The sequence below is a fragment of the Escherichia sp. MAL-1 genome, assembly GCF_052948035.1.
Window position 1 is genome coordinate 3,978,188 of sequence record NZ_CM129609.1, and the last position, 12,744, is coordinate 3,990,931.

General features: G+C 54.8%; 8 protein-coding genes. 2 read left to right on the plus strand and 6 right to left on the minus strand.

Features of this window, described 5'->3' with window-relative positions; all coding sequences use genetic code 11:
* Positions 1 to 26 precede the first annotated feature (26 nt).
* The 6 genes from fhuB to hrpB form a co-directional block, all read right to left on the minus strand.
* Complete coding sequence (gene fhuB, locus ACU8XX_RS19945) at positions 27 to 2,009, minus strand: Fe(3+)-hydroxamate ABC transporter permease FhuB (RefSeq protein WP_016241845.1); 1,983 nt, start codon at positions 2,007 to 2,009, stop codon at positions 27 to 29.
* On the minus strand, positions 2,006 to 2,896 hold the full coding sequence (gene fhuD, locus ACU8XX_RS19950) for a Fe(3+)-hydroxamate ABC transporter substrate-binding protein FhuD (RefSeq protein WP_000015990.1): 891 nt from the start codon (positions 2,894 to 2,896) through the stop codon (positions 2,006 to 2,008). The genes fhuB and fhuD overlap by 4 nt, the downstream gene beginning before the upstream one ends.
* Complete coding sequence (gene fhuC, locus ACU8XX_RS19955; protein ID WP_001158931.1) at positions 2,896 to 3,693, minus strand: Fe3+-hydroxamate ABC transporter ATP-binding protein FhuC; 798 nt, start codon at positions 3,691 to 3,693, stop codon at positions 2,896 to 2,898. The genes fhuD and fhuC overlap by 1 nt, the downstream gene beginning before the upstream one ends.
* Before the next feature lie 50 nt (positions 3,694 to 3,743).
* Positions 3,744 to 5,987 (minus strand): ferrichrome porin FhuA, encoded by a 2,244-nt coding sequence (gene fhuA, locus ACU8XX_RS19960; RefSeq protein ID WP_000124421.1) that lies wholly within the window; start codon positions 5,985 to 5,987, stop codon positions 3,744 to 3,746.
* A 219-nt stretch (positions 5,988 to 6,206) separates the two neighbouring features.
* Positions 6,207 to 8,741 (minus strand): bifunctional glycosyl transferase/transpeptidase, encoded by a 2,535-nt coding sequence (gene mrcB / locus ACU8XX_RS19965; protein ID WP_000918149.1) that lies wholly within the window; start codon positions 8,739 to 8,741, stop codon positions 6,207 to 6,209.
* Positions 8,742 to 8,936: 195 nt separating this feature from the next.
* Positions 8,937 to 11,366 (minus strand): ATP-dependent helicase HrpB, encoded by a 2,430-nt coding sequence (gene hrpB, locus ACU8XX_RS19970; protein WP_001300640.1) that lies wholly within the window; start codon positions 11,364 to 11,366, stop codon positions 8,937 to 8,939.
* A 73-nt stretch (positions 11,367 to 11,439) separates the two neighbouring features.
* On the opposite strand from hrpB, the gene thpR reads away from it, so the two are divergent.
* Together thpR and sfsA are read left to right on the plus strand one after the other, a co-directional pair.
* The gene (thpR, locus tag ACU8XX_RS19975; RefSeq protein ID WP_001294693.1) at positions 11,440 to 11,970 is read left to right on the plus strand and encodes an RNA 2',3'-cyclic phosphodiesterase; all 531 of its coding nucleotides are present in this window, start codon (positions 11,440 to 11,442) and stop codon (positions 11,968 to 11,970) included.
* Positions 11,971 to 11,984: 14 nt separating this feature from the next.
* Entirely contained in the window at positions 11,985 to 12,689 is a 705-nt protein-coding gene (gene sfsA, locus ACU8XX_RS19980) for a DNA/RNA nuclease SfsA (protein ID WP_000396036.1), read from the plus strand.
* The last annotated feature ends 55 nt before the right edge of the window (positions 12,690 to 12,744 follow it).

The following is a 12,744-nucleotide window of genomic DNA, read 5'->3' on the forward strand; positions in this document are numbered from 1 at the left end:
GCGTACAGGGCCGTTATATGGAAAAATTAACGGCTCTGCTTTCTCAGCAAATAGATAAAATATGGCGCGCCGATAAAGGTCGACAGCAGCCCCGCCGGGATCTGGAACGGAAACAGCACCATCCGCCCACACCAGTCAGCGAACACCAGCAGTAAACCACCCACCAGCGCCGAAATTACGATGTGTGGCATCGTCCGTCGAAAACCCATCATCCGCGCAATATGCGGTGCCATTAAACCAACAAAACTCAACGGTCCAATAGTCATCGTCGCGGTCGCCGTCAGGCAAGCCGCTAACAGCAGCAGCGCAATTCGCGTCGGCGTCAGCGCCATTCCTACGGCTCGGGCGGTATCACCACCCAGCGGTAAAATGGTCAGCCAGCGGCGGCACAGCGGGGTAATCGCCAGCAAAATCACCATCACAATTCCGGTGCGCCAGACCTGCGCATCGGTCGCGTTGTAGGTCGAACCGGAAATCCAGGTCAGCACTTGCGCCATTCGCGGGTCACCACTTGCCTGCAACATCATCAAAAGCATGGTGAACGCGGTGCTTAACGCCATCCCCGCCAGTAACATACGGTGTGGGGAAAATCCACCGCGGCCGGCGGCGATCATAATGATCAACAGCGTCACCGCCGCGCCGAGACTGCCTGCAGGTAACAGCCAGCCAAAGGCATTACCCGGCACCAGAAACAGCATCAACACCACGCCAAACGCCGCGCCGGAGCTAATCCCCAGCACTTCCGGGCTTGCCATCGGGTTTCCGGTCAGTCGCTGAATAATACAGCCCGCCACCGCCAGCATGACGCCCGCAAACAGCGCCGCCATAATTCGCGGCCAGCGCCAGGGCATTAAATCCTCGAGCAACGCCCCGCTCGCCCACGTCCAGCCGTGCGCATCACGACCAAACGACAGCGCCACCACCACAGCCATCAACAGCAGCACGCCGCCCGCGAGGGCAAACGCCAGCACATGTTGGCGTTCAGCCGCGACACGATCGTTGACCTTCATATCCGGCGCGCTAATGCTGCGTAAACGCGGCAACAGCCACAGTAGCAGCGGCGCACCGATCAACGCAGTGACCGAACCGGTGGAAACTTCCATCCACACGCGAGTCAGCCAGAGGATGATTTGATCAGAAAGCCACAGAATTAACGCACCAATCAGCGACGCCAGCATCAACCGTGGCAACAAACGCCGCGCCCCCAGCATTTTTGCCAGCAGTGGCGCGAACAACCCGATAAAGCCGATAATCCCCACTGCGTTCACCAGCAGCGCACTGATGACTATCGCCAGCGACAGCGCCGCCAGACGCGCGAGCGACAAGGCCAGCCCGAGATTGCGCGCCACGCCATCATCAAGCCCCATCAGGGTTAACGGACGAAGTAGCAGTAACGTCAGCATCACGCCGCCCAGCAACTGCGGCCATAAACGCTCAACACCGCCCCAGTCGGTTTGCGTCAGCGTTCCAGTGCTCCACAGAAACATGCTTTGCAACTGGTCATGATGGAAGATAACCAGTAACTGATTGATTGCCCCACAATAAAGGCTCACTACCAGCCCCGCGAGAATCAGCGTAACCGGCGAAAGCCGTTTCCCCCACGCGACGCCAAAGACAATTAAGCCAACAACGCAAGCCCCTGCCAGCGCAGCAAACTGGCTCGCCATAGCACCGGGGATCACCCAGAGCGTGGTGACGGTAATCCCCAGTTGCGCGCCTGTAGCAACGCCCAACGTCGTCGGTTCCGCCAGCGGGTTACGCAGCACTTGCTGAAACAGCACGCCCACCAGCCCCAGGCCCGCGCCCACCAGTAGAGAAATCGCCAGACGTGGTAACAAGCTGTAGTGAAAAATCATCTGCTCGATGACGTTAATATCCGGCGACCAGGCGGCCTGCGCCCACTGGCTACGCGGCAGCGCCTGCGAGAAGTTCATCCAGGTCAGCGCCGTAGCGGCAATCACCAGCAACGCCAGCAATAACGCCGGAAAAAGCGCAATTCGTTTACTCACGCTTTACCTCCGATGGCGTTATCCAGAACGCGCACAAAGTGCATTGCCGAGAGCGTCGCACCATAAAACCAGACTGCGGGTACGCGCTGAAAGCGTCCGGCGCGGACAAACGGCATGGCCTGCCACAGCGGGGTTGCCATTAGCGCGTCCATGTCTTTGCTGTTGTCGTGATCAAAACAGAGCACATCAACATCTTTATACGCCGCCAGACGATCGATGCTGACGGCGGTACTGCCCCAGAAGTTGGTTTCCCCTTGCCAGGCATTTGGGATGCCGTACTCATCAAGAATTTCCTGAAACAAGCTGTTTGGACCGAAAACCAGCATATGGCGCGGATCGATAAGCGTCGTCAGCAATAACGGGCGTTCACCACGCTTCACAAAGCGGGGTTTCATGCTGCGGATAAAGTCTTCATAGTGCGCTAAATGCGTTTCTGCTGCGCTTTGCAGGTTAAGTAAATCTGCCATTTCCGTCAGTGACTTACGCGCCATCGCCAGCGGCTGTTTGCCATCGCTGAAGTTAAATCCACGCCCCGGCGCAATACGAGCCAGCATTTCTGGTGAAGGGCCATATCCTGCCGACCAGACCATAAACGATGGTTTCATTTCGGTCAGCAGTTCAAGGTTAGGTTCTGTGCGCAAACCGACGTCGATCACTGAGTCCGGCAATGGTGGTTCGCTGACCCACAGGCGATAGTTGATGGTATCCGCCACGCCGTAAGGCACGATGCCGAGCGCCAGCAGTAATTCCACCGGCAACCACTCCAGCGCCACAATACGATTGGGATCAATAGCCGCCGCGTGGGCGGTATTCATCTGCCATAACAACGGAGAAAGCGCCATCGCCGTTAACAGTCGACGGCGCGAAATAAGAGGTAAGCCGCTCATCAATAAACAAAACTCACAGGTGCAGCACCCGCCGGATGCGGCAAAATACCCATCGGGATGCCATAAATCATTTCGAGGGTTTCGCCGCGCATAATTTCCGCAGGCGTTCCCTGAGCAATCATTTCACCGCCGCGCAGGGCGACCAGATAATCACAGTAGCGTGCCGCCATATTGATATCGTGCAACACGGCAATGACCGTCAGGCCACGCTCCTGACTTAAACGGTGCACCAGCGACAGCACATCAACCTGGTGGGCGATATCCAGCGCCGAGGTCGGTTCGTCGAGCAACAGACAACGGCTATCCTGCGCCACCAGCATGGCGATCCACGCCCGCTGACGTTCGCCGCCAGAGAGACTATCGACCAGCCGATGCGCCAGCGGTTTTAAGCCAACCAGCGAGATAGCTTCCTCGACTTTTTCGCGATCTGCCGCCCCAAAGCGCCCCAGCGCGCCATGCCACGGGTAACGACCAATCGCCACCAGTTCACGCACGGTCATCCCTTCTGCCGGAGGAAGCTGCTGCGGCAAATAAGCCACTTTGCGGGCAAACGCTTTGCTGCTCCAGCTTTCCAGCGGTTGGGCATCAAGAAGAATCTCCCCTTCCGACGGCGGCTGATGACGGCCAAGCATTTTGAGCAGAGTGGATTTACCAGAACCGTTGTGACCAATCAGACCGGTCACTTTCCCGGCAGGAAAGGTTAACGACAGCGGATGCAAAAGCGTGCGCCCGGGCACACGAAAGGAGATATTACGCAGTGCAAAAGTGGTATCGGAATGATTCGTGTATTCCTGCATAACAGCCAACTTGTGAAATGGGCACGGAAATCCGTGCCCCAAAAGAGAAATTAGAAACGGAAGGTTGCGGTTGCAACGACCTGACGTTCTGCGCCCCAGAAGCAGCCATAAGTGTTAAAGCAGCTGGCGACGTATTCACGATCGAACAGGTTGTTAACATGCAGCGCCACGTTGGAGCCAGCCATGCCGACTCGCGCCAAATCATAACGTACTAACGCATCCACGACCGTATAACTTCCCACTTTAAAGGAGTTAGCCGGATCACCATAACTGGAGCCAGTATAACGACCACCGGTGCCCAGCGTCAGACCTGAAAGCGGACCGTCAAAGAAGGTGTAGTCAGCCCACAACGAAGCCATGTGTTTTGGCACCTGTGCAGGCGTATTGCCTTTATAGGTAGTATCGGTGGTGTATTCCGCATCGGTGTAAGTATAAGAACCGACTACGTTAACACTCGCCGACAGCGCCGCTTTCGCTTCGATTTCTACGCCACGAGCGCGGATCTCGCCACCTTCAACCGAGAAGAAGGAACCCTCAGGGTCCGCCATCAGGTTGTTTGTTTTAGTGAGATTATACACGGCACCAGTAACTACAATCGGACGATCTTCCGGTACATATTTCACGCCGACTTCATACTGCTTACCTTTAGACGGTGCGAAAATATTACCATCCTTCCCAACTTGCGAAGAAGGTTCAAACGATTCGCTATAGCTGAAGTAAGGTGTTACACCATTATCAAACAGGTAGTTAACACCACCACGCCAGGTAAACTGTTTGTCATCACGTTTATCGGTCGTCCCGGCAACGCGGTTAAGAGATTCTTGATCTGCCCAGTCATAACGACCGCCCAGGGTGACCAGCACTTTATCCCACTGCGCCTGATCCTGAACATAAACGCCCGTTTGTTTCTGCTTATTCAGAATGCGGTAAGGGCCGGAGTTTGCCGGATCTTTGGCATTGAAGTCGAAATCGGTATTCACCGGATTGTACAGATTGAGCAGTGGCACAGAGTCGTCGTAACCAAACCAGGCGTTGATGTCATTACGCATACGCATAAAGTCGACACCGGTCAGCAGGGTGTGGTCGATATCGCCAGTGGCAAACTTGCTCTGCAACTGGGTATCAACGGAGAAGTTTTGCAGCTTCTCATCATCAACGACGTATTTACGTGCCAGATAATGGCCTTTATCCGCTGGCGCTAATGCCGCACACTGTTTGCTGTAAGCATTCGCCGGATCGGAGCAGACGCCGTAACCATAAACGCTGTTTTGCGAGGTTTTGTTTTCAGCAAAGCGCAGGTTCTGACGCACAGTAAAGGTGTCGTTAAATTCGTGATCGAAGCTGTAGCCGACCATCTTCTCATTACGAGAATAGGTGTTGTTCTTCGCCCCTTCATTAAAGTCTGTCGGCAGACGCTTACCGTTCGGCAGCGGCTCAACGGTTCCCTCTTTCGGCAACCAGCCGTAATAACCGGTTTCCGGCTCGTTCTGGAAGTAAGAAAGGAAGGTGAAATTGGTTTTATCATCCGGACGCCAGGTGAACGCCGGTGCAATAGCATAACGCTGCTCTTCTGACCCTTTCTGCTGGGCATTGGCAGAACGCGCAAGACCGGTCAGGCGATAAGAGTAAACGCCGTCATCATCCAGCGCATCGCTAAAGTCAAAACCAGTCTGGAACAGGCTGTCAGTACCGGCTTTAAACTGAACTTCTTTGAGCGGTTCGGTGGTCGGACGCTTGCTGACCATATTCAACAGACCGCCAGGACTGCTTTTACCGTAAAGCACGGAAACCGGGCCACGCATAATTTCAGCGCGTTCCAGCATATACGGATCAATGACCGCATCGTTATAGAAGTTGCCCTGCAACTTCAGGCCATTCAGATAGTTATTCTGGCTTTGGCCTTCTGCCGCAAAACCGCGAATGATCAGGTGGTCATAGGTGTTGGATGCGCCACGCGTACCAACAGAGACACCCGGCGTGTAGCTAAGCGCTTCTTTTACCGACTTCGGCTGATGCAGCGCCATCTCTTCGGCGGTCACAACAGAAATAGACTGTGGCACTTTTTGAATCGGCGTATCGGTTTTAGTGCCGGTAGCTGACTGTCGCGCCGCAATAGTTGCAGCAGGCCCCCATGCGCTTTCTTGCGGCGCAGGTGCAGCGGTAACGGTGATAGTGTCTTCTTTCGGTTCAACCGCTGCCTGTGCATAAACAGACATGCCGCTAACCGCTGTGGCTACTACAACTGCGATTTTACGCAGTGAGTGTTTTGGCTGAGCAGTTTTGGAACGCGCCATTGGTATATCTCTGATGTAAAGTGAATGATAACGTAAACGAGAATGATTATTATAAAGATAAGATAATATTCGAAACGCTGGCGGGTTCGCAAGCGGTACGCAATCTGAGCGTTCCTGAAGGGTTAATAAACAACCAGATGAAAAGAAAGGGTTAATACTTTGGGTGGGATGTTATTTTACCGGATGGCAACTCGCCATCCGGTATTTCACGCTTAGACGTTAATTACTACCAAACATATCTTTAATCCAACCGGCTACACCGTCGCTGTCTTTCTGCTCTTGCTGAGCAGGTTGCTGTTGCGGCTGTTGCTGCGGCTGAGAAGACTGATCAAACGGATTGCTTGACGGCTGCTGCTGCATCTCACTCTGCTGGCACAGCGATTGCGGATCGCTGGTCCAGACCGGCAAGACACGCATGCCACCGCTGCAAACAAAGTTGCCGTCGTAGTCCACGCCCATATCTGCAATATCTTCTGGCGGAACAAGATTCAGCGGTGTTGGCGTCTGGTTAGCCAGATAACGCTGATAAATCGACATTGCCCCGCTGGCTCCATACAGTTTGGTCGGCTGGTTGTTATCACGGCCTACCCAGGTGATGGTCACCGTGCTGCCGTCAATGCCCGCAAACCAGGTATCTACGTTATTGTTAGTAGTCCCTGTTTTCCCTGCCAGATGCAGGTTCGGGTATTTCGCCCCAAGCTGACGACCCGTACCGCGTTGTACAACCTGCTGCATGGTCCATAGTGTCAGATACGCCGCCTGCGCCGGAACAGCGCGTTCCGCCTGCGGGAAGCTCTGATACAGCACTTTGCCATCTTCCGCGATTACCGAACGCAGCGCAGAAAGCGGTGCACGGTTACCACCGCTGGCGATGGTCTGGAATGCCTGCGCCACTTCGATTGGCGTTAAGTTCAACGCCCCCAGCAGCATCGCCGGAACCGGATGCAGCTGATCTTTCGGCACGCCCAGTTTGATCCAGGTCTCCGTAACCGCAGGCAGCCCCAGTGCCATCCCCAGATTTACCGTCGGCACGTTCATCGAACGGGTCAACGCATCCACCAGCATCACTCTGCCACTTTCGCTATAACGACGATCATCGTTCTGCGGTGACCAGACCTGGCCATTCGGCTGACGCAGCGCGATTGGCGCATCCGCAATCCACGTGTTCAGGCGATAGATTTTCGGCTGGCTTAAGGCAGTCAGATAAGTCGCTGGTTTTGCAAGGGAACCAATCGAACGACGCGCCTGCATCGCACGGTTGTAGCCCGCAAACTGCGGCTCAGAACCTCCGACCATCGCACGAACTTCACCACTAAAGCGGTCGACGACCACAATCGCGGTTTCCAGATCGCTCAGCTTACGCTGTTTCTTCAGTGCCGGAATGCCTTCCACGGCGGCTTTTTCTGCCGCGTCCTGGGCCACCGAGTCAAAGGTAGTGAAGATCTTCACGCCGGACAGATCTTTTACCTTATCGCCTAATTTCGCCTGCAACTCCTGACGCACCAGTTGCATAAAGGCTGGCTGTGGAGAGATTACCCCACCGCGCGGCTGTACGCCCAGAGGACGCGCGCTGAGCATTTCATACAGTTCACCATCGATAATCTGCTGTTGTTGTAGCAAACGCAGCACCAGATTACGTCGCTCCAGCGCCAGTTTCGGGTTACGCCACGGGTTGTAGATGGACGCCCCTTTCACCATGCCAACTAACAGCGCCTGCTGGTCAAGGCTCAACTCTTCTACCGGGCGACCAAAGTAGTACAGGCTCGCCAGCGGGAAGCCACGAATTTCGTTGTCGCCGCTCTGACCGAGATACACCTCATTCATATACAGCTCAAGAATGCGATCTTTGCTGTAACGCGCATCCATGATCAACGCCATATAGGCTTCGTTCGCTTTACGCCAGTAAGAGCGCTCGCTGGAGAGGAACAGGTTTTTCACCAGCTGTTGCGTCAGCGTACTCGCACCCTGCACCGTGCGACCTGCGGTCAGGTTTGCCAGCACCGCACGTCCGATGGAGTAGAGGCTGATGCCGTCATGCTCGTAAAAATGACGGTCTTCTGTCGCCAGCAAAGTATCCACCAGCAAATCAGGGAAACCACTGCGCGGCACAAACAGACGTTGTTCACCGTTTGGCGAGGAGATCATGGTGATCAGGCGCGGATCAAGACGGAAGAAGCCGAACTGACGGTTGTTCTCCATATTGACGATGGTCGCCAGATGATCGCCATCAAAGGTCAAACGCGCACGCACCTGCCCTTCTTTGCTGTCCGGGAAATCAAACGGACGGCGGATCATCTCAATGCTGTTAGCCTGCACGGTAAATTCGCCAGGACGGGTCATTTTCGACACCTGACGATACTGGGTCGCCTCCAGCAGCTTCACCATCTCGTTCTTGCTGATGGTCATGTCTGGCTCAAGATTGACCATTCGGCCATAAACTGCCGCAGGCAGTTGCCAGACCTTGCCATCAATACGGCTACGAATTTTTTGATCGAGATAAACGCCGTAAATGGCGATCAGCACGGCAAAAACGATAGCCAGTTTTAGCAGTAGCCATAGCCAGCCGCGTTTGCCACGAGGCTTACGCCCTTTGCCTTTGCCCTTACCTTTGCGCGGCATCGGTTCTTCATCCTCATAGTCATCATAATCGTCGTAATCATCGTCATCTTCGTAACGACGACGGCTTACCTTTTGTTTGACCGGACGCGTCGGTTTCCCTTTGCGTCCAATTGGCTCGCGGTCATTCCCGGCCATGCTTTTTCTCCGCAATATTCAGGCGCAAAAGCCCGATTTTCTGTTCTTCTGTTACAAGACAGAAGAAGATATCTCTCAAAATTTGTGCTCGATCGGTCCCCTCTCCCTTGAGGGAGAGGGTTAGGGTGAGGGTGAACGTGCGCGCTGATGCCCTCACCCCGGCCCTCTCCCACAGGGAGAGGGAGAAAACCAACCTTACGAATACTTTTTCGTCCGTCGCGTCGGTGCAGTGTTTGCCGGGTCGTCCGGCCAGACATGTTTGGGATAACGCCCTTTCATCTCTTTTTGCACCTCACGGTACGCTCCTTTCCAGAAGGCGCTCAAATCTCGTGTGATTTGTAATGGCCTTTGGGCAGGGGAAAGCAACTCCAGCACCAGCGGCACGCGCCCCTGGGCGATCGTCGGATTGGTGGCCTCACCAAACATCTCCTGCATTCTCACCGCCAGCGCGGGCGGGTTATCTTCATGATAACGAATGGCGATCCGGCTTCCCGTCGGCACAGTGTAATGCGCAGGCAATTCACTATCCAGACGTTGCTGCATTCCCCAATCAAGTAATCCGCGTAGTGCCTGATAAATGTCGAGTGATTTCAGGCCGCGTAGTGAATGCACGCCGGTCATATGTGGCAGCAGCCACGTTTCCAGCGTCGCCAACAAACTTTCATTATCAACCGCAGGCCAGTCATATTCCGGCAACCACTTTGCGGCGCATAACAAACGCAAGCGTAGCTGTTCCGCTTCCGCCGTCCAGTTGAGCACGCTTAAACCTTTATCACGGATGCCATTAAGCATCGCCTGATGCAACTCGTCTTCTGACGGTTTCGCCAACGGCTGCACTTTCACCGTCAACTGACCGATTTGCAGCCGACGCCAGGCTTTCAGCGTACCTTGCGCGTCATCCCATTCCACGGTGTCAGATTGCTGCACCAGCTGCGGACAGCGTCGCACTAATTCATCAATATCGACCGGTAGCGCCAGTAAAATCCGCGCATCCGGCGAGGCGCTGCCCTGCAATAATAACGGTGCGATCAACCATTCGTGGCGGCTTAGCGCGTCGTCGGCATCGAGCATCGCTCCCATGCCGTTTGCCAGTTGATAGCGTCCATCTTGCCCACGGCGGCGAGCAATGCGATCGGCAAACGCCCCGGCAAGTAGCGGCGCGATAAGCGAACTGTCTGCCTCACCGCCGCGTACGTTTAAGCGTTTTAACAGTTGCTGACTACGTTGCTGCCAGGCTGGTTGATTGCGCGAAAACGCCACGCCCAGGTCACTATTGCCCATCCGTGGCGGCTCTTCGAGAATGGCGGCAATTTTTGCCGCGGTAGCAGCTTCGTCGTCGTTCTTCGCGCTAACCAGCATTGCCGCTAAACGCGGATCGTTACCCAGCGCTGCCATTTTTTGCCCTTGCGCACTAAGCCGTTCACCGTCCAGCGCCCCCAGCATCCGTAACAGGCGTTTCGCGGCCAGTAGATTCACCGTTGGCGGTTGATCCAGCCAGCTCATCTGCGTCGGATCGCTGCATCCCCATTGCAGTAATTCCATCAGCAAACCGGAAAGATCGCTTTGTAATATTTCCGGTTCACTTTGCGCCGCGGCGCGTTCTGCTTGTTCCTTGGCGATTAAATGCAGGCAGATACCCGGCTCCAGACGCCCGGCGCGCCCGGCACGCTGCGTCATGGATGCCTGGCTAACGCGTTGAGTAATCAGCCGCGTAAGCCCCGTGCGCGGATCAAAGCGCGCCACACGCTCCTGGGCACAATCCACCACCAGACGAATACCTTCGATGGTTAAACTGGTTTCAGCAATATTGGTCGCCAGCACCACTTTGCGCATCCCTTGCGGTGCCGGGAGGATCGCTTTTCGCTGATCGTTCAGCGACAACGCGCCATACAGCGGGCAGAGCAACACATCACTGCCGATGCGCGAAGCCAGTTGTTCCTGCACACGCTGAATTTCTCCGACGCCAGTTAAAAATAACAGTAATGATCCACTTTCCTGACGCAGCATTTCGGCGGTGGCAACCGCGACGGCTTCGTCAAAACGCTGATGCGCGGGCAGCGGTAAATAACGGCGTTCAACCGGAAACGAGCGCCCTTCTGAGATGACGACGGGCGCTTCTGGCAGCATTTGCTGCAAGCGGTCGTTGTCCAGCGTAGCCGACATAATCAGCAGTTTAAGGTCATCACGCAGACCTTGTTGCACATCGAGTAACAGCGCCAACGCCAAATCCGCCTGCAAGCTGCGCTCATGAAATTCATCAAGGATCACCAGTCCAACACCGCTCAGTTCCGGGTCACGCTGGATCATCCGCGTCAGCACGCCTTCGGTAACTACTTCCAGGCGGGTATTCGGCCCGACGCAGTTTTGCGCACGCATCCGGTAGCCAACGGTATCGCCTGGCTTTTCGTTAAGCAGCTCCGCCAGCCGTTGCGCGACGTTACGCGCCGCCAGACGACGCGGCTCCAGCAGGATAATTTTTCCGTTAATGCCGGGATGCGCCAGCAATTGCAGCGGCAGCCAGGTTGATTTCCCGGCCCCGGTCGGCGCACTTAATAATACCTGCGGCGCACAATCGAGAGCGGTAAGTAATTCAGGTAAGACGGCAGCAACGGGCAACGACGACACAAAACGCTCCAGAGGGTTAACATTCTTCGCGCCACATTGTAGCATCGCGGTAATTCATAACCGAGTGCCTCACATGTCTGAACCGCAACGTCTGTTCTTTGCTATCGACTTACCTGCAGAAATCCGCGAACAGATTATCCACTGGCGCGCCACACACTTCCCACCTGAGGCGGGACGTCCGGTCGCCGCCGATAATTTGCATCTGACTCTGGCATTTTTAGGCGACGTGAGCGCCGAGAAAGAGAAGGCGCTTTCTCTTTTAGCCGGACGGATTCGTCAATCTGGTTTCACACTCACGCTTGATGACGCCGGACAATGGCTGCGTTCGCGTGTGGTGTGGTTAGGGATGCGTCAGCCTCCACGCGGCTTAATCCAGCTGGCGAATATGCTCCGTTCACAGGCTGCCCGCAGCGGTTGTTTTCAAAGCAATCGTCCGTTTCATCCACATATTACCTTATTGCGCGACGCCAGCGAGGCGGTGACAATCCCGCCGCCAGGTTTTAACTGGTCATATGCGGTGACGGAGTTCACCCTTTACGCCTCCTCGTTTGCCCGTGGACGCACACGCTACACGCCGCTAAAACGCTGGGCGCTAACGCAATAACAAGGATTGTCGCAATGGAATTTTCTCCCCCTCTACAGCGCGCGACGCTAATTCAGCGTTACAAACGTTTTTTAGCCGATGTGATCACACCCGATGGTCGCGAATTAACGCTACACTGCCCGAATACGGGTGCGATGACCGGTTGTGCAACGCCTGGCGATACCGTCTGGTATTCGACTTCAGACAACACCAAACGGAAATACCCACACACCTGGGAATTAACTCAAAGCCAGAGCGGCGCATTTATTTGCGTCAACACGCTTTGGGCTAACAGGTTGACGAAAGAGGCTATCCTTAATGAATCAATTTCAGAACTGTCAGGCTATAGCTCGCTGAAAAGCGAAGTAAAATACGGCGCAGAACGCAGCCGTATTGACTTTATGTTGCAGGCGGATTCGCGTCCAGACTGCTATATTGAAGTGAAATCGGTTACGTTAGCGGAGAACGAACAGGGATATTTTCCCGATGCGGTCACTGAACGAGGTCAGAAACACCTTCGGGAGTTGATGAGCGTAGCGGCTGAAGGCCAGCGTGCGGTTATCTTTTTCGCCGTGCTGCATTCAGCCATTACACGGTTTTCACCCGCGCGCCACATCGATGAGAAATACGCGCAACTATTGTCAGAAGCTCAACAGAGGGGGGTAGAAATTCTGGCTTACAAAGCGGAAATTTCTGCTGAAGGCATGGCTCTTAAAAAATCACTGCCGGTTACATTGTAGTAAAGTAAGTAACTGGTTAATTTACATTCTGGTCGCGTGCGCAAATACGCTTTTC

Excerpts from the sequence above, each read along its gene's own strand:
- fhuD (WP_000015990.1), bottom strand. The coding sequence starts at position 2,896 with ATGAGCGGCTTACCTCTTATTTCGCGCCGTCGACTGTTAACGGCGATG.
- fhuC (WP_001158931.1), bottom strand. The coding sequence starts at position 3,693 with ATGCAGGAATACACGAATCATTCCGATACCACTTTTGCACTGCGTAAT.
- fhuA (WP_000124421.1), bottom strand. The coding sequence starts at position 5,987 with ATGGCGCGTTCCAAAACTGCTCAGCCAAAACACTCACTGCGTAAAATC.
- mrcB (WP_000918149.1), bottom strand. The coding sequence starts at position 8,741 with ATGGCCGGGAATGACCGCGAGCCAATTGGACGCAAAGGGAAACCGACG.
- thpR (WP_001294693.1), top strand. The coding sequence starts at position 11,440 with ATGTCTGAACCGCAACGTCTGTTCTTTGCTATCGACTTACCTGCAGAA.
- sfsA (WP_000396036.1), top strand. The coding sequence starts at position 11,985 with ATGGAATTTTCTCCCCCTCTACAGCGCGCGACGCTAATTCAGCGTTAC.